This is a genomic window from Streptomyces sp. NPDC058576, from assembly GCF_042718715.1.
In the GTDB taxonomy this organism is placed as follows: Bacteria; Actinomycetota; Actinomycetes; order Streptomycetales; family Streptomycetaceae; genus Streptomyces.
Window position 1 is genome coordinate 23,473 of the sequence record NZ_JBHXPF010000037.1, and the last position, 18,223, is coordinate 41,695.

General features: G+C 73.7%; 18 protein-coding genes. 7 read left to right on the plus strand and 11 right to left on the minus strand.

The genetic code is table 11. The annotated features are described in order from the left end of the window. The first annotated feature begins 211 nt into the window (after positions 1-211). Both ACFWRV_RS24010 and ACFWRV_RS24015 read left to right on the plus strand, forming a co-directional pair. Entirely contained in the window at positions 212-1,186 is a 975-nt protein-coding gene (locus ACFWRV_RS24010) for a 5-dehydro-4-deoxyglucarate dehydratase (RefSeq protein ID WP_384337773.1), read from the plus strand. Further along, a complete protein-coding gene (locus ACFWRV_RS24015) occupies positions 1,183-2,358 on the plus strand; it encodes a hypothetical protein (RefSeq protein WP_384337775.1) in 1,176 nt (391 codons plus the stop codon). The genes ACFWRV_RS24010 and ACFWRV_RS24015 overlap by 4 nt, the downstream gene beginning before the upstream one ends. On the opposite strand, the gene ACFWRV_RS24020 is transcribed toward ACFWRV_RS24015, so the two are convergent. From ACFWRV_RS24020 to ACFWRV_RS24050, 7 genes are all read right to left on the minus strand, one after another. Next, the gene (locus ACFWRV_RS24020; protein WP_384337840.1) at positions 2,344-3,573 is read right to left on the minus strand and encodes an MFS transporter; all 1,230 of its coding nucleotides are present in this window, start codon (positions 3,571-3,573) and stop codon (positions 2,344-2,346) included. The genes ACFWRV_RS24015 and ACFWRV_RS24020 overlap by 15 nt on opposite strands. Positions 3,574-3,699: 126 nt before the next feature. Then, positions 3,700-5,151, minus strand: coding sequence for a peptidoglycan D,D-transpeptidase FtsI family protein (locus ACFWRV_RS24025; RefSeq protein ID WP_384337776.1), 1,452 nt, complete (start codon positions 5,149-5,151; stop codon positions 3,700-3,702). A 90-nt stretch (positions 5,152-5,241) separates the two neighbouring features. Further along, the gene (locus ACFWRV_RS24030) at positions 5,242-5,904 is read right to left on the minus strand and encodes a response regulator (RefSeq protein WP_384337778.1); all 663 of its coding nucleotides are present in this window, start codon (positions 5,902-5,904) and stop codon (positions 5,242-5,244) included. After that, the gene (locus ACFWRV_RS24035) at positions 5,901-7,214 is read right to left on the minus strand and encodes a sensor histidine kinase (RefSeq protein WP_384337780.1); all 1,314 of its coding nucleotides are present in this window, start codon (positions 7,212-7,214) and stop codon (positions 5,901-5,903) included. Before ACFWRV_RS24035 ends, ACFWRV_RS24030 begins: the two co-directional genes overlap by 4 nt. Then, complete coding sequence (locus tag ACFWRV_RS24040; RefSeq protein WP_384337782.1) at positions 7,211-8,290, minus strand: hypothetical protein; 1,080 nt, start codon at positions 8,288-8,290, stop codon at positions 7,211-7,213. Before ACFWRV_RS24040 ends, ACFWRV_RS24035 begins: the two co-directional genes overlap by 4 nt. 94 nt (positions 8,291-8,384) lie before the next feature. Next, positions 8,385-8,864: a GNAT family N-acetyltransferase gene (locus ACFWRV_RS24045; RefSeq protein ID WP_384337783.1), complete on the minus strand. Its 480-nt coding sequence runs from the start codon at positions 8,862-8,864 to the stop codon at positions 8,385-8,387. Beyond that, positions 8,864-9,634, minus strand: a complete 771-nt coding sequence (locus ACFWRV_RS24050) for an IclR family transcriptional regulator (protein WP_384337785.1) — start codon at positions 9,632-9,634, stop codon at positions 8,864-8,866. Before ACFWRV_RS24050 ends, ACFWRV_RS24045 begins: the two co-directional genes overlap by 1 nt. A 237-nt stretch (positions 9,635-9,871) precedes the next feature. Between ACFWRV_RS24050 and ACFWRV_RS24055 the strand changes: the two genes are divergently transcribed. The 4 genes from ACFWRV_RS24055 to ACFWRV_RS24070 all read left to right on the plus strand — a co-directional run bounded on the left by ACFWRV_RS24055 (position 9,872) and on the right by ACFWRV_RS24070 (position 14,001). Then, the gene (locus ACFWRV_RS24055; protein WP_384337787.1) at positions 9,872-11,395 is read left to right on the plus strand and encodes an aldehyde dehydrogenase (NADP(+)); all 1,524 of its coding nucleotides are present in this window, start codon (positions 9,872-9,874) and stop codon (positions 11,393-11,395) included. After that, positions 11,392-12,003 carry a DUF1349 domain-containing protein gene (locus ACFWRV_RS24060; RefSeq protein ID WP_384337789.1) on the plus strand — a complete coding sequence of 204 codons (612 nt, stop codon included), beginning with the start codon at positions 11,392-11,394 and terminating at the stop codon, positions 12,001-12,003. Before ACFWRV_RS24055 ends, ACFWRV_RS24060 begins: the two co-directional genes overlap by 4 nt. Positions 12,004-12,128: 125 nt before the next feature. Beyond that, a complete protein-coding gene (locus ACFWRV_RS24065; RefSeq protein ID WP_384337791.1) occupies positions 12,129-12,845 on the plus strand; it encodes a DsbA family oxidoreductase in 717 nt (238 codons plus the stop codon). 97 nt (positions 12,846-12,942) lie between these two features. Next, positions 12,943-14,001, plus strand: a complete 1,059-nt coding sequence (locus ACFWRV_RS24070) for an aminotransferase class V-fold PLP-dependent enzyme (protein ID WP_384337793.1) — start codon at positions 12,943-12,945, stop codon at positions 13,999-14,001. Between the two features lie 24 nt (positions 14,002-14,025). Here the strand turns inward: ACFWRV_RS24070 and ACFWRV_RS24075 are convergent, their stop codons facing one another. Next, on the minus strand, positions 14,026-14,532 hold the full coding sequence (locus ACFWRV_RS24075) for a MarR family winged helix-turn-helix transcriptional regulator (RefSeq protein ID WP_384337795.1): 507 nt from the start codon (positions 14,530-14,532) through the stop codon (positions 14,026-14,028). A 164-nt stretch (positions 14,533-14,696) separates the two neighbouring features. Between ACFWRV_RS24075 and ACFWRV_RS24080 the strand changes: the two genes are divergently transcribed. Beyond that, positions 14,697-15,767 (plus strand): alkene reductase, encoded by a 1,071-nt coding sequence (locus tag ACFWRV_RS24080; protein ID WP_384337796.1) that lies wholly within the window; start codon positions 14,697-14,699, stop codon positions 15,765-15,767. Here the strand turns inward: ACFWRV_RS24080 and ACFWRV_RS24085 are convergent. From ACFWRV_RS24085 to ACFWRV_RS24095, 3 genes are all read right to left on the minus strand, one after another. Next, complete coding sequence (locus ACFWRV_RS24085) at positions 15,743-16,777, minus strand: VOC family protein (protein ID WP_384337798.1); 1,035 nt, start codon at positions 16,775-16,777, stop codon at positions 15,743-15,745. The genes ACFWRV_RS24080 and ACFWRV_RS24085 overlap by 25 nt on opposite strands. A gap of 124 nt (positions 16,778-16,901) precedes the next feature. Further along, on the minus strand, positions 16,902-17,795 hold the full coding sequence (gene thpD, locus ACFWRV_RS24090; RefSeq protein ID WP_384337800.1) for an ectoine hydroxylase: 894 nt from the start codon (positions 17,793-17,795) through the stop codon (positions 16,902-16,904). 3 nt (positions 17,796-17,798) lie between these two features. Then, positions 17,799-18,197 (minus strand): ectoine synthase, encoded by a 399-nt coding sequence (locus ACFWRV_RS24095; RefSeq protein ID WP_006123624.1) that lies wholly within the window; start codon positions 18,195-18,197, stop codon positions 17,799-17,801. Positions 18,198-18,223: the final 26 nt, after the last annotated feature.

Here is an 18,223-nt window from a genome sequence, read left to right on the forward strand (position 1 = left end):
AGCGACTCTGTGCGCGATCCTGGATGTCATTCACATCCGTGGACAAGCTAAGAAGGTGAGGGAGGCCCGCGTCAAGAGGCCGCGTCGGTGCGGCGTCCGCCTTGACCTGCCGTCGAAGGCTGCTTTAGCGTGGGCGTGTTCAGAAATATGGACGTCGATCAGAATGGTGCACGCCGTGCCGTGTACGCCTGAACTCGCTCAGGGAGCGCCCGTGACCTCAGCCCCCCTTGCCGCCCGGCTCAGCGAAGTCGCCGGGCCGCTCTTCTTCCCGGTGACCGCGTTCGGGCCGGACGGCACCGTCGACCTGGACGTCTTCCGCGCCCATGTGCGGGCCGGGATCGACGCCGGAGCCGCCGCCGTCTTCGCCTGCTGCGGCACGGGCGAGTTCCACGCGCTGACCCCCGAGGAGTTCCGCCTCGCGGTCGCCGCCGCCGTCGAGGAGACCGCCGGACAGCTCCCGGTCGTCGCCGGGGCCGGTTACGGAACGGCCCTCGCCGTCCAGTACGCGCGGGCCGCCGAGGAGGCCGGAGCCGACGGGCTCCTCGCCATGCCGCCCTATCTCGTCGTCGCCGGACAGGAAGGGCTGCTGAACCACTACGCGGACCTCGCGGCGGCCACCGGCCTGGAGACGATCGTCTACCAGCGCGACAACGCGGTCTTCACACCGGAGACCGTGGTGGCCCTGGCCCGCACGCCCGGCATCATCGGGCTCAAGGACGGCCACGGCGACCTCGACCTCATGCAGCGCATCGTCAGCGCGGTCCGCACCCACCGGCCCGGCGACGGCTTCCTCTACTTCAACGGGCTGCCGACCGCCGAGCTCACCGGCCTCGCCTACCGGGGCATCGGCGTCACCCTCTACTCCTCCGCCGTCTTCGCCTTCGCCCCGGACATCGCGCTCGCCTTCCACCGGGCCCTGGACTCCGGCGACGACGCCTTGGTCAACGCGCTGCTCGACCACTTCTACCGGCCGCTGGTCGAACTGCGCGCCAAGGGGCGCGGGTACGCCGTCTCCCTGGTCAAGGCCGGTGTCCGGCTCCAGGGTCTGGACGTCGGCGAGGTGCGCACCCCGCTCACCGAACCGCCCGCCGCGCACGTCAAGGACCTCATCGAGATCATCGCGAGCGGCCGCACCCTGCTGGCGGAGCACGCCACTGCGGGGGGCCGGCCGGGGGACCGGGCGTGAGGGCGGGCGCCTTCCTCTATCCGTGGGACGTCGTCGGGGACCCGGCCGCCGCCGCCCGGATCGCGGACCTCGGCGTCCGGCAGGTCACCCTGGCCTCCGCCTACCACTCCACCCGGGCCCTGACCCCCCGCCACCCCGCCCACCGCGTCGTGACCGCCGAGCACGCCGCCGTCCTCTACCCGCCCGACCCGGACCGCTGGGCCGGGCGGGCCCTCGCCCCGTACCGCCAGAGCTGGACGGCCGGCGACGATCCGTTCGGGGAGGCCGCCGGGGCGCTGGCCGCCGCCGGCCTTGAGGTGCACAGCTGGGTGGTCCTCGCGCACAGCTCGCGTCTCGGCGCGGAGCACCCGGACACCTCGGTCGTCAACGCCTACGGGGACCGCTACCCCTGGGCCCCCTGCATCGCCCGCCCCGCCGTGCGCGCCTACCTCGTGGATCTCGCCGCGGAGGCCGCCGCCCGGCCCGGCGCGCACGGCACCGAACTGGAGTCCTGCGGCTGGTACGGCTTCGCCCATCTGCACGCCCACGACAAGACCGCCGGTGTGGGCCTCGGCGACGCGGCGCGGTATCTGATGTCGCTGTGCTTCTGCGCCGTGTGCCGCGAGGGGTACGGGGAGGTGGGCGCCGACCCGCAGGCGCTGTCCGCCGCCGTCCGCCGGGCCCTGGAACCGGCCTGGTCCGGCGCCGGCTCCCCGGAGTCCGGCCGCGAAGGCATCTCGAAGCTGCTCGGGCCCGAACACGCGGACGCCACGCTGCGATGGCGCGGCCGGGTGGCCCGCACGTTCCAGGAAGCGGCCGTCGCAGCCGTACGGGCGGCGGCCCCGCCCGGCTTCCAGGTGCTGCTGCACGCGGACCCCGTCCCGTACCGCACCGGGGCCGACGTCGGCGTCGAGCCGGACCACGTCCTCGCCGTGGCGGACGGCGTGGTGCTGCCCTGCACCGGACCCGACGCCCAACGGGAAGCGGTCCTCGGGCCGTTCGCCGGGCGCGGCGGGGTGCGCGCCGCCACCTTCGGGATCGTCGCCGGGATGGGCGGCAGCCCCCGCACCCTGGAGCGCGACGCGGCCCACGCCGCCTCGCTCGGCGCGGACCAACTGCGCCTGTACCACGCGGGACTCGCCTCGGGCCCGGACCTGGAGGCGGTCGCCGCCGCACTCTCACGGCTGGGGTGAGGCGGGGGTACGGCGATGGAGCCGCCGCGCCCCCGCCGTCAGCGCCACCGCGGCCAGCACCCCGGCCACCCCGGCCCCCGCCGTCAGCACCCGCACGTCCACCACCGCGACGAGCCCCGCCCCCAGCGCCAGGGCCACCGCGTTGGGCGCCGTCATCAGCGAGCCCGCCGTCGCCGCCGTACGCCCGAGCACCTCGTCCGGCGTCTCCCGCTGCACCGCCGTCATCGCCGCGATCAGCACGCACGGCAGACCGAACCCGATCACCGCGCTCGCCGCCAGGGCCACCGGCTCCCACGGCAGCGTCCGCGCCCCGACCGCCAGCGCGAACAACGCCATCCCGCCCGCCGCGAACACCCGCTCGGGCAGGCGGCGCAGCAGCGGCCCGGCGAGCAGCCCCACCGCCACCGAACCGGCGCCCTGGACCGCGTACAACACCCCCGCGTACGCCGGGTCCCGGCCGAGCACATCATCGACGTACGCGAAGGTGACGGCCCCGTTCACCCCCGCCAGCAGCATCGTCGCCGCGCCCGCCGTCACCAGCGGGCGCAGCACCGCCGAGGCGCGGATCCGCCGCAGCCCGGCGGCGAGTTCATCGCGCCAGGAACCGGCCGGGGCCGTGGCGGTGCCCTGCGGAGCCTCCCGTGCCGGCAGCCGGGCGAAGACCAGGGCGGCCAGGGCGCACGTCGCCGCGGCCGCCAGGGCCACGGCCGGGCCGCCGAACCGCGCGTAGAGCCCCGCGCCCGCCAGCGGGGCGACCAGCTTCATGCCCTCGTTGGCCGTCATCCGCAGCCCGTTGAAGTCCGCCAGCAGGGAGGCGGGCACGGTCCCCGCGACGAGCGCCGACTCCGCCGCGTCGAGCAGGACGCCGCTCGCCCCGTGGAGCACCAACACCACGAAGAGCAGCCAGACCGTGGAGCCCGAGTCCACCAGCACCAGCGGGACCAGCAGGCAGGCCATCGCCAGATTGCCCCGGACCAGCAGCGTCTTCCGGTCCAGCCGGTCCGCGAGCGCGCCGAGCACGGGCCCGGCCAGCACCGGGGCCCACATCGCGCACACCGTCAGGGCCGCCAGACTGTTCGACCCGGTCAGCGACTTGACCCAGATCCCCGCCGTGAGCCACAGGGCCGACGTACCGAAACCGGAGACGACCACCCCTGCCAGACAGCGCCCGGCCGTCCGGTCCCGCAGGACCCGCAGCACCGCCGAACCGCCCATGCCCCTCATGCCACTCATGCAGGGGAGTCTGGGGAGTAAGGCCCTCCGGCGGCATCGGGCGGATGCCTTATGCGGGCCGTGCGGTGACGTTACGCCGGCGCCCCCGGACGTCCGGGGGCGCCTCGCTCATCGCTCCAGCGCCGCCTTCATCGTCTTCTGCGCGATCGGTGCGGCCAGTCCGTTGCCGCTGACCTCGGAGCGCGCCGAGCCGGAGTCCTCGACGATCACCGCGACCGCGACCTCCTTGCCGCTGTCGCGGTCCTTCGCGTACGAGGTGAACCAGGCGTAGGGGGTGTTGCTGTTGTCCACGCCGTTCTGCGCGGTGCCCGTCTTGCCGCCGACCTCGGCCCCGGCGATCTTGGCGTTGGTGCCGGTGCCCTCCTCGACGACCGTCACCATCGCGCTCCGCAGCTGCTCGGCGGTCGACTCCTCCACCACGCGCTCCGTGTCGCCGTCGCCGGTCTCCTCCAGCGCCGTGCCGTCCCCGTCGGTCACCTGGGAGACCATGTGCGGCGCGGCCAGCTCACCGCCGTTGGCCAGCGCCGAGCTGACCATCGCCATCTGGAGCGGGGTCGCGGTGACCTCGAACTGGCCGATGCCGCTCAGCGCCGTCTGCGCCTTGTCCATGCCGGTCGGGTAGACGCTCTTCGCCGCCCGCACCGGGACGTCCAGCTTCTCGGTGCCGAACCCGAACGCGTCCGCCATCTCCTTGACCTTGTCCTGGCCGAGATCGGCGGCGGCCTTCGCGAAGACGTTGTTGCAGGAGTACTGGAGCGCGGTGCGCAGCGTCGCGTTCTCGCAGGGGGCGGACGCGTTCTCGTTGCGCAGGACGGTGCTGGTGCCCGGCAGGGTGTACGGGTCGGGGCTGTCGGTGCGCTCGTCGACCGAGCCGTAGAGGCCGTTCTCCAGCGCGGCCGCCGCGACCACCAGCTTGAACGTGGAGCCCGGCGCGAGCGGCTGCCGCAGCGCCCGGTTGACCAGCGGCTTGTCCGGGTCGTCCAGCAGCGCCTGCCAGGCGTCCCCGTCCGTCGTCCCGCTGATCTTCGAAGGGTCGTAGGAGGGGGTGGAGACCATGCCGAGGATCCGGCCGGTCTTCGGGTCGATCGCCACCGCCGCGCCCTTGTCGTCGCCGAGCGCCTCGTAGGCCGCCTTCTGGACGTCCGGGTCGATGGTGGTGAGGACGTTGCCCGGGGCCGCCTGCCCGCCGGTGATCAGGTCCTTCGGGTTCTTCAGCCGGTCGTCCGTGCCGTCCAGGACGTCGCTGTGGATGCCTTCGAGCTGGGTCGCCCCGTACGCCTGGGAGCTGTAGCCGGTGACGGCCGCGTACAGCTCGCCCTGGGTGTACGTGCGCTTGTACCGGAGGTCGCCGCCACTGGTCCCCTTCGATCCGGTGACCGGCGAACCGGCCACGATGATGTCCCCGAGCGGCTGCGCGTACTGCGCGATGGTGTTCCGCCGGTTGTGCTCGTCGTCTGCGAGCGCCTTGGCCTCGTAGCCCTGCACCCACGTCGCCCGCACCAGCAGGGCGAGCACCATGAGCAGGCAGAAGACCGAAGCGCGCCTGATTGTCTTGTTCATCCCGCTGGAGGGACGAGCGGGCCCGCTCCGGCCGTTCCCGATCGTGCCGCTTCTCACCGATTTCTCACCCGGCGCACGGGGACCGGCCGCTCAGGCGGGGGTGATGAAACCGGACTCGTACGCCGCGATGACCGCCTGGGTGCGGTCCCGGGCCCCGGTCTTCGCGAGGACCGCCGCCACATGCGTCTTCGCCGTCGCCGGGCCCACCGAGAGCCGGCCCGCGATCTCCGCGTTCGTCAGCCCCGCCGCCATCAGCCGCAGCACGTCCGCCTCCCGCCCGGTCAGCCTCGCCACCCACGCCGGAGCCACGGCCGCCCGCCGCCCGGCGTGCTCGGTGGCCAGCGTGCGCACCGCCGCCGGATAGAGGAGGGAGTCGCCGTGCGCCACCAGGCGCACCGCCTGCACCAGCTCCTCGGCGGCCGCCCGCTTCAGCAGGAACCCGGCCGCCCCGGCGCGCAGGGCCTCGTACACGTACGCGTCGTTCTCGAAGGTCGTCACGACGACGATCCTCGGCGGGTCGGACAGCGTGGCGAGGATCTGCTCCGTGGCCCGGATGCCGTCGATCTCCGGCATCCGTACGTCCATCAGCACCACGTCGGGCCGCAGCGCCCGCACCACGGAGACGGCCTCCGCACCGGTGGCGGCCTCCCCGACGACCTCGATGCCCTCCTCGGCCTCCAGGATCACCCGCAGCGCCGTACGCACCATCCGCTCGTCGTCCGCGAGCACCACCCGCACCGGGGCCCCGCTCATCGCCGCCCCTCCGTCCGGCCGGCCGTCCCCGGCACCGTCCCCGGCGTCGGCCCCGCGACCGTCAGCGGCAGCCGGGCTGCCAGCCGCCAGACGCCGTCGCACGCTCGCGCCTCGGCCCGGCCGCCCAGCAGGACGGCCCGCTCCGCGATGCCGGGCAGCCCGTGCCCGCCCCCGGGACGCAGCCCGGCCGGCCGTTCGCCCAGCGGATTCTCCAGCACGATCTCCAGCTCCCTCTCCCGTACCGCGATCAGCAGCCGCACCGGCGACGGGCCGCCCCCGCCGTGCCGCAGGGCGTTGCTCAGCCCCTCCTGGACGATCCGGAACGCCTCCCGCGAGACCACCGGGTCCACCGCGCCCGGAGCACCCGGATCGTCCTCGCGCTCGTACGCCACCGGCACCCCGCAGCAGGCCAGCAGCCCGTCGAGCGCGTCCAGCCCCGGCCCGTACGCGGTGCCCTCGTCGGCCGGCTCCCCGTCCTGCCGCAACAGCCCCAGCACCGAGTCCAGCTCGCCGACCGTGCGCCGCGTCGTCTCCTCGATGGCGGTCAGCGCCTCGCGGACGAACTCCGGATCCCGGTCCAGGACCCGGCGCGCCGCCCCCGCCTGAAGGGTCACGGCACTCAGCGCGTGCCCCACCGAGTCGTGCAGCTCCCGGGCCAGCCGGTTGCGCACCGCCAGATCCGCCGCGCGGCGCTCGGCGGCGGCCAGCCGGTCCTCCGGCGTCGGCCCCAGCAGCACCGGGGCCCGCCGGGCCAGCGCCTCCCCGGCCACGGCGGCGGCCAGCGCCAGCGCCAGCAGCATCGCGAGCCCGGCGAACGGCGCGAGGGCCAGGGCCCACGGCTCCCGCAGCGCCTCGGGCCCGTCGAGCAGCCAGGTGTCGCGCAGCCCCGCGAAGAACGGCAGGGCGGTCACCGCCACCGCGAACGGCGGCAGTGCCAGCGTGGCCCCGCTGATGATCCCGCCGAGCGCCAGATGCAGGGTGTACCAGAGGGCGGTACGCACCCGGGCCTGCCGGGTCCGGGCGGGCCCGTCGGCCAGCAGGGCGGGCGGAACCCCGCACAGGTCGCGGGCCGCGGCCACGGACAGCGGCCGCACCAGGGCGAAGAAGCCGGTGACCGCCGCCATCGGCAGGGCGAGGGCGAACGCGACGAGCTGGGCGGACACGGAGGAGAAGGGCTGTTCCCCGCCGCCCGCCATACCGACCAGGACCGTGCCGACCAGGAAGTACGGCATCAGCAGCGCGCCGCCGATGATCAGATGCAGCCAGCGCAGCCGCGCCCGCCGTCCGAACAGTGCGGCGAGCGGCTTCATGACACCCGGTCGGCGGCGGCCGGGGCAGGGGCTGCCGGGGCTGGGTCCCCAGCGGCCGGGGGCAGCGCGGAAGCCGCCGCGCGCTCCGCGACGAAGTACGCGCCCAGCGTCACGACGAGCGCCCCGGCCAGCATCTGGACAGCGTAGGTCACCATCGTCGCCGCCGTCGGACGGTCCGCCGCTTCGCCCGCGCCCATCAGCGCGGCGACACTCAACCACCCTCCCCAGCAGGCCATCTGCGCCGAACCGGCCCAGGCCAGGACGAGCGGCAGGCGCAGGGGGATACGGCCGGTGCGCCGGAAGGCGAGCAGCAGCACCCCGGCGGCGGTGACCACCACGAAGAGCAGGCTGACGGCTTCGAGGACGTAGAAGTCGCTGGTGCGGTCCGCCGCCCGGCCCGCGTTGAGCCCGGCGGTCGAGCCGGTGACCCACATCAGGTGGGTGACGCCCGGGAGAAGCGCCGCCGACGCGGCGGCGACGGCGGTCGCGCGCAGAGCGGGCGAGGTCGGACTCTCCGGCAGATCCCGCAGCCGCCCCTGCCACAGACGGCCCCAGCGTTCCCTGGCGTACAGCGCGAAGAGGGCCCCGAGGGCGAGGCCCTGGACGATGAATCCGCCGTAGACGACACCGAAGACCCACGGGTCGAGGAACGGCTCGGAGGTCCCCTCGCCGACCGGCCGCCCGCCGCCACCGCCGAGGAGCCGTACGACCATCTGGACCGGGAAGGCCGTCATGATCGGCAGCAGCAGACCGCTCGCCACCCACATCGGCGGCACCAGCAGCCAGGCGGGCGCCCGCCTGCCCCAGGGCCGGGTGAGCAGCAGGGCGAGGACGATGACGGCGCCGTCCATCAGTACCGTGGCGCCATTGGCGACCCGCAGCGCGGTACCGCCGTCGAGCAGCGCGCTGCCGTCCGGGATGCCGAGCCGACTGCCCGCCATCCAGGCTGTCTTGAGGGCGATGTAGGGCACGCAGGACACCATGGCGAGCGCCCGGAGCACGGTCCGTGCACGGCCGATGCGGTACGGGGGTGGTTCGGGCGGTGCGCTGCCGCCGGTTCGCGGATCGACTGTCATGGCACCCAGGCTTCCGGGCGGGCCGCCCCCGCACGTCCTGCCCGCCGACGATCCGTCTCCGCCGCGCGGGGGAGGCAGATCCCCACGACACGGCCTACGCGCGCAGCGTCACCAGCACCTCGTCGATCTCCTCGTCCCGGGCCTGGGCGAACCCCCGGTCCGTGCCGGTCACCACGAAGCCGCACTTCTCCAGCACCCGGCGCGAGCCGAGGTTGTCGGCCGCCGCCCGCGCGTGCAGCGGGCGCGTGGGCGTCTCGTCGAGGAAGGCGAGCAGCGCGGCCGTCGCCAGCCCGCGACCCCAGTGCGCCCGGCCGATCCAGTACGTGACCTGGCGGTCGCCGACGTCCCCGTACGCCCCGACATGGCCCACCACGACACCGTCGGCCACCACCGTGCGCATCACCACCCCGCTGGACCCGGCCCGGATCCGCGCCCAGTGGGCGTCGAACGCGGCGCGGTCGGTGGGGTCCTTCGGGGTGAACGCGGCGACACGGGTCGCCTCGGGATCGCTCATCCAGCCGAAGAACAGCGGCAGGTCCCCGTCCTGGACCGGGCGCAGCGCCATCGGGGCCATCAGAGCCTCCGGGTGGCGAGCGTGAGCCGGTCCCGCGCGTCGAACAGGGCGTCCTTCACCATCTGTTCGTGGCCGGGGGTGAGCCGGGCGACCGGCACCGAGCAGCTGATCGCGTCGCGCGCGGGCGTCCGGTAGGGGATCGCCACGCCGAAGCAGCGCAGGCCGAGGGTGTTCTCCTCGCGGTCCACCGCGTAGCCCTGCTCGCGGACCAGCCGCAGCTCCTCGATGAGCTTCTCGCGGTCCGTGATGGTGTGCTCGGTCAGCGCGGGCAGCGTCTCGGGCAGCATCTTGCGCACCTGCTCGTCGCTGTGGGTGGCCAGCAGCGCCTTGCCGAGCGAGGTGGAGTGCGCGGGCAGCCGGCGGCCGACCCGGGTGAAGGGGCGCAGATAGTGCTGGGACTGCCGGGTCGCGAGGTAGACCACGTTCGTCCCGTCGAGCCGGGCCAGGTGGATCGTCTCCGTGGTGTCGTCGGACAGCCGGTCCAGGGTGGGGCGGGCGGCGGCCACGACCTCGTCGCCGTCGATGTACGACGTGCCGACCAGCAGGGCGCGGACGCCGATCCCGTACCGGGTGCCCGTCGCGTCCGTCTCCACCCAGCCCAGCTCCACCAGGGTGCGCAGCAGCATGTAGAGGCTGGACTTGGGATAGCCGACCGCCTCCTGGACGGCGGCCAGCGAGTGCATGCCGGGCCGCCCCGCGAAGTATTCGAGGAGCTCCACCGTCCGTACCGCGGACTTGACCTGTGCCCCACCGGACTCGGCGACCGACATCGCCCACGCCCCCTTCTTCTCCAGCTCATCGACTTCTCGTCCGCGTCGTCGTCCGAAAAGCCGCCGCACGATTGCCAACACGGAACGCCCGGAAATAGAGTCCCAGGGCATTCACGATCAGGAACTCTGTTCAGAATAACGAACACTTGCCGATGCGCGGCCGCAGTCGGCCGCACATCGGCCGGGAGCCGGTCGGAATCCGGTCGCACGACGGTCGCACGACGGAAGGGAAGCACGGTGAGCGCAGCACCAGTCTGGAGTGTCGACCCCCGAACGGGGAACCCGCGCGAGCAGGTTGCCGTGGAGGCCACCGCCGAGGAGGTCGACCGCGTGGTCCGGGCGGCCCGGGCCGTCCGCGACGCCCTCGCCGACCGCACGGCGCGCGCCGCTTTCCTGCGGACGGCGGCGGAGCTGCTGGAGGAGTCCGGCGAGCACATCATCGAGGCCGCCGACGCGGAGACCGCCCTCGGACCGGCCCGCCTCACCGGTGAACTCGCCCGTACCGCAGCCCAGTTGAGGGCCTTCGCGGAGGTCGTCGACGAAGGTGCCTACCTCGACGTCCACATCGACCACCAGGACGGGTCCCGCACCCCGCCCTGGCCCGACCTGCGCCGCTACAAGATCCCGCTCGGAGTCGTCGCCGTCTACGCGGCCGGCAACTTCCCGCTCGCCTTCTCCGTCCCCGGCGGCGACACGGCCAGCGCGCTCGCGGCCGGCTGCCCGGTCGTCGTCAAGGCGCACCCCGACCACCCGGCGACCTCCGAACTCTGCGCCTCCGTCCTCCGCCGCGCCGCCGCCCGCAGCGGCCTGCCCGAGGACGTGCTGACCCTGGTGCACGGCTTCGACGCGGGCGTCGAGCTGATCCGGCACCCGCTGGTGAGCGCCGCGGGCTTCACCGGCTCGGTACGCGGCGGACGGGCCCTGTTCGACGCGGCGGCCGCCCGCCCCACCCCGATCCCCTTCCACGGCGAACTCGGCTCCCTCAACCCGGTCGTCGTCACCGGAGCCGCCGCCGCCGAACGCGCCGGCGAGATCGGCGCGGGGCTCGGCGGCTCGATGATGCTCGGCGCCGGGCAGTTCTGCACCAAGCCCGGCTTCGTCCTGGTCCCCGAGGGGGCGGCGGGCGACCAGCTCCTCAAGACCCTCACCGAGACGGTCAGCTCCACCGGCTCCGGCGTCCTGCTGGACCACCGCATCCGGGACGCCTTCGTCACGGGTGTACGGGAGAGGGCCGCGCTGCCGGACGTCGACGCTCCCGTCACCCCCGGTGCGGCGGGCGAGCACACCGTCTCCGCCGGCTTCCTCACCGTGCCGGCCGCCCGGCTGACCGCGAAGGGCCCGCACGACACGCTGCTGGAGGAGTGCTTCGGCCCGGTCACCGTGGTCGCCCGCTACGCCTCGGTCGACGAGGTCGCCGCCGTCCTCGCCCGGCTGCCCGGGAACCTCACCGCCACCCTCCAGACCGCCACGGAGGAGGCCGGGGACCCCGACGCGGCCCCTCTCCTCGCCGCCCTCACCCCGCTCGCCGGGCGCATCCTCGTCAACGGCTGGCCGACGGGCGTCGCCGTCGCCCCCGCCCAGCACCACGGCGGCCCCTACCCCGCCACCACCTCCGCCTCCACCTCGGTCGGCGCGACGGCGATCGAACGCTGGCTGCGCCCGGTCACGTACCAGTCCACCCCCGAGACGCTCCTCCCGCCGGAGCTCCGCGAGGACAACCCGCTGGGCCTGCCCCGCCGGGTGGACGGGCGCCGGGCATGACGCTGCACCTGGACCCCCTTCCCTTCGGCCTGGACGCGGCGGGCCCCGACGGACGCTGGACCCACGCCGACGGCGTACTCACCGGCAGGGCCGGACCCGGCCAGGACCTGTTCGTCCCCCCGTCCGGCGACTCCCTCGATCCGGCCTCCGACGCCCCACGCCTGCTCGGCGCGGTGGGTGACGGGGACTTCCGGCTGCTGGCCCGGGTCCGCCCGGGCCTGGTCTCGGCCGGTGACGCGGGGGCGCTGTACCTCCACGTCGGGGACCGGGAGTGGGCCAAGCTCTGCCTGGAGCACTCCGCCGACCTCCCGACCGTCTGCACCGTCGTCACCCGGGGCCACTCCGACGACGCCAACGCCTTCGTGGTGGAGGAGGGCGTCTGCTGGCTCCGCCTGAGCCGCACCGGCAGCGCCTACGCCTTCCACGCCTCCGCCGACGGCGAGAGCTGGACCTTCGTCCGCGTCTTCACCCTCGGTACGAGCGAGGAGCGGGCAGCCGCCCGGGTCGGCTTCCTCGTCCAGTCGCCCACCGGCGAGGGCTGCGGGGCGGTCTTCGACCGGATCGCTTTCCAGGCCGGGGGAGTGGAGAACCTGCGCGACGGGCGGTGACGGGGGGAGCGGACATCGGGGCGGGGCCGGGAATCAGCTGGTCCGGTTCCGTGTTCGACCCAGAGACCTGATGTGCGGAGGCATCCTCCGCACCCCGTCCGCGATCCCTGGAGAGAAGAAGAGTCATGCGCGTCGAGATCTGGAGCGACATCGCTTGTCCGTGGTGCTACATCGGCAAGGCCCGCTTCGAGAAGGGCCTCGCGGAGTTCGCCCACCGGGACGAGGTCGAGGTGGTGCACCGCTCCTTCGAGCTCGACCCCTCCCGGGCCAAGGGCGACACCGCGCTCGTGATCGACATGCTGGCCGAGAAGTACGGCCGCAGCCGCGAGGAGGCCGCCTCGATGGAGGCCGACGTCGCGGCCAACGCGCGGGCCGAGGGGCTCGGCTACCGCGCCGAGGGCCGTGACCACGGCTCCACCTTCGACATCCACCGGCTGCTGCACCTGGCCAAGGCCCGGGGCCGCCAGGACGAGCTGCTGACCCTCGCCTACCGGGCGAACTTCGCCGAGGAACGGTCCGTCTTCGACGACGAGGTGCTGATCGACCTCGCCGTGGCGGCCGGACTCGACGCCGACGAGGCCCGTGCGGTGCTCGCCGACCCCGGGGCGTACGCGGACGACGTCCGGACCGACGAGCGCGAGGCGGCCGAACTGGGCGCCAACGCCGTGCCGTTCTTCGTCCTCGACCGGCGGTACGGGATCTCCGGCGGCCAGCCCTCGGAGGTCTTCGTCCAGGCGCTGGAGCGGGCCTGGAAGGACCGCCCCGCCACCGCCCTCACCACGGTCGGCGGGGACGCGGCCGGCTGCGACACGGACGGGGCCTGCGAGGTACCCCGGAGCTGAGCCGGCCGCGTCAGCCGCAGCCGACCACGAGCATGCCTGTGGAGCCCCTTGACTCTCCGTAATTGACTGTGGGTTGAGGGGCCTTCAGGGTGGACGTATGTCGATCCTCGCGCCCATCCAAGCGGCAGCCGTCGAGTTCGCGCCGGAAGTCACCTACCTCAACACCTCCAGCTGGGGCCTGCTGCCCCGCCGGACGATCGCCGCCGTCAAGGCGCTGGCCGAGGAGAACGCCGCGGGGCGCCGGGTGGGGGCGGGCAGCTTCGAGGCGGTGGAGGCCGCCCGGGTCGGGTTCGCCCGGCTCGCCGGGGTCCACCCGGACCGGGTCGCCACCGGCAGTTCCGTCACCGTCCACGTCGGCCTGATCGCCGCCTCGCTGCCGCCCGGCGCCGAAGTCCTCTGCCCCGAGGGCGAGTTCTCCTCCGTGGTCAGCCCGTTCGCGCTCCGCGGCGATCTGCGCGTGCGGTATGTGCCGCTGACGGACCTCGCCGGGGCCGTACGCCCGTCGACCGCCCTGGTCGCCTTCTCCGCCGTGCAGTCGGCCGACGGCCGGGTGGCCGACCTCGCCGCCGTCCGCGCGGCCGCCGCGGCGCACGGGGCCCGGACCCTGCTGGACGCCACCCAGGCGGCGGGCTGGTTCCCGCTGGACGCCGGGGCGTACGACTACACCGTCACCGGCGGCTTCAAGTTCCTGCTCTGCCCGCGCGGTACGTCGTTCCTGACCGTCACCGAGGAGGCGCAGGACACCCTGCCGCCCCTCTTCGCCGGCTGGGTCTCCGCCGGCGCCCCCTGGAACGGCAACTACGGACCGCTGGAGCGCCTGGCCCCCACCGCCCGCGGCTTCGACGAGCCGCCCGCCTTCCTCTCGTACCACGGGGCCGAGCGCTCCCTGGACCTGCTCGCGGAGGTCGGTCCCGACGCCCTGTACGCCCACGCCACCGGGCTCGCGGCCCGGCTGCGGGCGGGGCTGGCGGAGCTGGGGCACGAGCCGGTACCCGGGGAGTCGGCGATCGTCACCGTACCCGGACTCGACGGCCGTCAGCCCGGCCTGGTGGAGGCCGGAATCGCCGTGTCCGCCCCGGCCGGGAATCTGCGGATCTCCTGCCACCTCTACAACACCGGGGCCGATGTGGACCGGGTGCTGGAGTTCCTCGCCTGAAGCCCCGCGTCCGTCCCGTCCGGCTCAGCGCCGGTCGGGGCAGTCCCCGGTCTCCCGGCAGAGGTTCTCCTCGACCTTCGCCAGCAGCCGGACCAGCTCCGTGCGCTCGGCCGGCTCCAGGCCCGCCAGCGTGTGCTCCTCCAGGCTGCCCCAGGCGGCCCGGACCGCCGTGTGCAGCGCGCAGCTCTCGTCCGTCGCCTCGACCAGCACGGCGCGCCGGTCCGCCGGGTCGGGGCGGCGGCGCACATGCCCGGTCTGCTCCAGCCGCTGGAGCATCTTGGTGACCGTGGACGGGTCCAGGTCCAGGGCCCTGATCAGCTCCGTCTGACGGACCGCCCCCCGGTCCCACAGATGCATCATCAGCAGCTCCTGTCCCGGGTAGAGGTCCACCCCCTTGAGCGCCTTGCCCGCCGCGATCCGGTGCAGCCGGGCCACCCGGGAGACGGCGTGGCTCACGGGCCCGCTGAGCGCCGCCGTGGGCAGCGCGTTCGTACAGGCGTCTTCCGCGGGGGTGGCACGGCCGGTGGTCATGACGGGCTCCTGGGGTCCTCAGGGCTGCGAGCGGCCGCTGTCGGGGGCGGCTTCCGATGATGCCCGACGGTTTCCCACGACTTTACCTTGGTCGGCCAATGAATGCGTTACAGTTGCCGTCGGCGCCGATGATTGGCCGACCACATACTTTCCTGGGAGCCCTCATGACCACCGCTTTCGACCCGATCGACCTGTCCGGCACCCTGCTGGCCAACCGCATCGCGCTGGCCCCGATGACCCGCAGCCGGGCCGGTGAGGGCGGCACCGCCACCGAGCTCACCGCCACGTACTACGCCCAGCGCGCCTCCGCCGGCCTCCTGATCACCGAGGGCATCCAGCCGTCCGTCGTGGGGCAGGGCTACCCCTCCACGCCCGGCCTGCACAGCGCCGAACAGGTCGCCTCCTGGCGTACGGTCACCGACGCGGTGCACGCGAAGGGCGGCAAGATCTTCGCCCAGATCATGCACGCGGGCCGCATCGGCCACCCGGTCCTGCTCCCCGACGGACTCGTCCCCGTCAGCGCCTCCCCGGTGAAGGCCGAGGGCCAGGTCTACACCCACGTCGGGCCGAAGGACTTCGTCGAGCCGCGGGAGCTGACCGACGCCGAGGTCCGCGCGACCGTCGCCGACTTCGTCGCCGCCTCCCGCAACGCCCTGGACGCCGGGTTCGACGGCGTCGAGCTGCACGGCGCCAACGGCTACCTCATCCAGCAGTTCCTGGCTCCCAACACCAACCTGCGCACCGACGCGTGGGGCGGCTCCGACGAGGCCCGCACCCGGTTCGCCGTCGAGGTCGTCAAGGCCGTCGCCGCCGAGATCGGACCGGAGCGCACCGCGCTGCGCATCTCGCCCGGCAACCCGTACAACGGCATCGACGAGCCCGCGCCGGAGGCCACGTACACCTCGCTGGTCCAGCAGATCGAGCCGCTCGGCCTCGCCTACCTGCACGTCCTGGAGGCCGCCCCGATCCGCGAGCTGACCCTCGCCCTGCGCAAGGCCTTCTCCGGCGCCCTCGTCATCAACGTGCACACCGAGGGGGCCACCGGACCCGGCGACCACACGGTCATCGACGACGGCATCGCCGACCTGATCTCCTACGGGGCGCTCTTCCTCGCCAACCCGGACCTGCCCGCCCGGCTGAAGGCGGGCGGCCCGTTCAACACCCCCGACCCGTCGACCTTCTTCGGCGGCGACGCCAAGGGCTACACCGACTACCCGGCGCTCGACGCCGTCTGATCCTCCAGGGGCCGCCCGTCCCACCGCCACGCGGTGCGGCGCGGGTGGTCCGGCAGCTCGGCGCGGCCGGTGGCCCACAGCAGGACGGCCCACCGGTCGCCGCCCGCCGGGGCGTCGGGGAAGAGCCGGGCCAGCACCCGGTCGCAGAGCGCTCCGGGCGGCGCCCACCTCAGCCCCAGGCCCTCGGCCAGGTCATGGGTGTGCACCAGGGTCTCCACCACGCCCATCGCGGCGAAGCCCTCCGGGTCGGAGATCCCGTACCCGTGGTACGAGCGCACCTCGGGCGGTGTCGTCCGCGTCATCGAGGCCAGCAGCGCCCCGCTCGCCTCCAGCGTGGCGAGCAGCCCGGCGGGCCCGGCCTCCCGGTCGGCGAAGACCGCGTTGTGGGGTCCGCCCTGCCGATCGGGCGCCCACCGGTAGGGCACCTCGCGGTCCAGCGGAGGTGTACGAGGTCCCAACTGCACCGCGTACGCGAGGAGATCGTCGCCCAGGTGCTCCGCCGTCTCCCAGCAGGTCCAGGTGAGGCTGCCGGCGGGCTCGTCCCAGCGGTCCGCCGGAGCCCCGGCCAGCAGGTCCACCGCGAGCCGTACGGCGCTCGTCACGTCGTCGGCGGTCACCGGCAGCCGGGTCCCGGTCAGCGCCGCCCGCTCGGCCGCGCCGCACTCCACGCAGAACTCGTTGCCCTCGGGATCGGCGAGCGTCGCCCAACCCCGCCCGTTCGGTCTGCGGTGGTCGCCGACCAGGGTCGCCCCGAGCGCGAGCAGCCGCTCGACCTCCTCGTCGCGGGAGCGGTCCTGCGGCTGGATGTCCAGATGGACGCGGTTCTTGGTCTGCTTCTCCTCGTCCACCTGGACGAAGAGGATCGCCGCGCCGGGGGTCTCGACCAGGGCCTCCGGATCGCCGGGGGAGTCCTCGTCGGAGATCGGCGCGCCGAGCACCCGGGCCCAGAAGGTGCCGAGCCCGTAGGCGTCGGCGCAGTCGATCGTGATGTGACGTACGTGGGAAGTCATGGGCGCCACCCTCCCCGCCGGTCCCGGCCCCGGTCCAGCGAGTTACCGCCCCGCGGCCCGGGGCGGCACACGCGAAGGGCCGGGACGGCGTACCGTCCCGGCCCCATCTCGCCTGCTCCTCCCGCTACTTCACCGGGGTGAAGTCCCGCGCCCCGATGAACTCGGGTCGGCGGATCGGAGCCGCGAAAGGCTCCTGCGCCTCGTTCTCCACGCTGTTGAAGACGATGAAGACGTTGCTGCGCGCGTACGGGGTGATGTTGTCGCCCGAGCCGTGCATGGCGTTGCAGTCGAACCAGGTCGCCGAACCGGCCTTGCCCGTGAAGAGCCTGATGCCGTGGCGGTCGGCCATCTTCGTCAGCGCCTCGTCGGACGGGGTGCCGGCGTCCTGCATCTGGAGCGACTTCTTGTAGTTGTCCTGCGGCGTCTCGCCCGCACAGCCGAGGAAGGACTTGTGCGAACCGGGCATGATCATCAGCCCGCCGTTGGTGTCGAAGTTCTCGGTCAGCGCGATCGACACGGACACCGTCCGCATGTTCGGCAGACCGTCCTCCGCGTGCCAGGTCTCGAAGTCCGAGTGCCAGTAGAAGCCCGTGGCCCCGAAGCCCGGCTTCACGTTGATCCGGGACTGGTGGACGTACACGTCCGAGCCGAGGATCTGGCGGGCCCGGCCCACCACCCGCTCGTCGCGGACCAGGGCGGCGAAGACCTCGCTGATCTTGTGGACCTCGAAGACGGACCGCACGTTCTGCGACTGCTTCTCGACGATCGAGCGCTCGTCGGCGCGGATCGCCGGGTCGGAGATCAGCCGGTTCAGCTCCGCCTCGTAGACGCCGACCTCGTCCGGGGTGACGAGCTGGTCGACGGTGAGGAAGCCGTCGTGCTCGTAACCCTGGAGGTCCCTGGCGGCGATCGGACCCGGGGCGCCCGGCGCGGACCAGATGACCGGGTCCTGGCGGGGAGTGGTCATCTCGGCGGCGCCGCGCGAGGGGTACAGATCGGCGCGTACTTCGGTGGTCATGGTTCAGCCCTCCTCGGTCAGCAGTGGGTAGACACCGTTCTCGTCATGGTCCTCCCGTCCGGTGACGGGGGGATTGAAGACGCACACGCAGCGGAAGTCGGTCTTGGGCCGCATGGTGTGCCGCTCATGTCCGTCCAGCAGGTACATCGTGCCGGGCGTGATCCAGTGCTTCTCGCCGGTCTCGTCGTTGGTGAGCTCGGCCTCGCCCTCGGTGCACAGCACCGCCTCGATGTGGTTCGCGTACCACATGGAGGTCTCCGTGCCCGCGTACAGCACGGTCTCGTGGAGCGAGAAGCCCACCTTCTCCTTGGCGAGCACGATGCGCTTGCTCTCCCAGGTGCCGGACGCGGCCTTCACATGCCGGTCGGTGTTCTCGATGTCACTGAACGATCGGACGATCACGGTGAGCGGTTGCCTTTCTCTTCTCT

Excerpts from the sequence above, each read along its gene's own strand:
- ACFWRV_RS24045 (WP_384337783.1), bottom strand. The coding sequence starts at position 8,864 with ATGGCCCCGATGGCGCTGCGCCCGGTCCAGGACGGGGACCTGCCGCTG.
- ACFWRV_RS24050 (WP_384337785.1), bottom strand. The coding sequence starts at position 9,634 with ATGTCGGTCGCCGAGTCCGGTGGGGCACAGGTCAAGTCCGCGGTACGG.
- ACFWRV_RS24030 (WP_384337778.1), bottom strand. The coding sequence starts at position 5,904 with ATGAGCGGGGCCCCGGTGCGGGTGGTGCTCGCGGACGACGAGCGGATG.
- thpD (WP_384337800.1), bottom strand. The coding sequence starts at position 17,795 with ATGACCACCGAAGTACGCGCCGATCTGTACCCCTCGCGCGGCGCCGCC.
- ACFWRV_RS24035 (WP_384337780.1), bottom strand. The coding sequence starts at position 7,214 with ATGAAGCCGCTCGCCGCACTGTTCGGACGGCGGGCGCGGCTGCGCTGG.
- ACFWRV_RS24065 (WP_384337791.1), top strand. The coding sequence starts at position 12,129 with ATGCGCGTCGAGATCTGGAGCGACATCGCTTGTCCGTGGTGCTACATC.
- ACFWRV_RS24025 (WP_384337776.1), bottom strand. The coding sequence starts at position 5,151 with ATGAACAAGACAATCAGGCGCGCTTCGGTCTTCTGCCTGCTCATGGTG.
- ACFWRV_RS24075 (WP_384337795.1), bottom strand. The coding sequence starts at position 14,532 with ATGACCACCGGCCGTGCCACCCCCGCGGAAGACGCCTGTACGAACGCG.
- ACFWRV_RS24060 (WP_384337789.1), top strand. The coding sequence starts at position 11,392 with ATGACGCTGCACCTGGACCCCCTTCCCTTCGGCCTGGACGCGGCGGGC.
- ACFWRV_RS24080 (WP_384337796.1), top strand. The coding sequence starts at position 14,697 with ATGACCACCGCTTTCGACCCGATCGACCTGTCCGGCACCCTGCTGGCC.
- ACFWRV_RS24040 (WP_384337782.1), bottom strand. The coding sequence starts at position 8,290 with ATGACAGTCGATCCGCGAACCGGCGGCAGCGCACCGCCCGAACCACCC.
- ACFWRV_RS24020 (WP_384337840.1), bottom strand. The coding sequence starts at position 3,573 with ATGGGCGGTTCGGCGGTGCTGCGGGTCCTGCGGGACCGGACGGCCGGG.
- ACFWRV_RS24085 (WP_384337798.1), bottom strand. The coding sequence starts at position 16,777 with ATGACTTCCCACGTACGTCACATCACGATCGACTGCGCCGACGCCTAC.
- ACFWRV_RS24070 (WP_384337793.1), top strand. The coding sequence starts at position 12,943 with ATGTCGATCCTCGCGCCCATCCAAGCGGCAGCCGTCGAGTTCGCGCCG.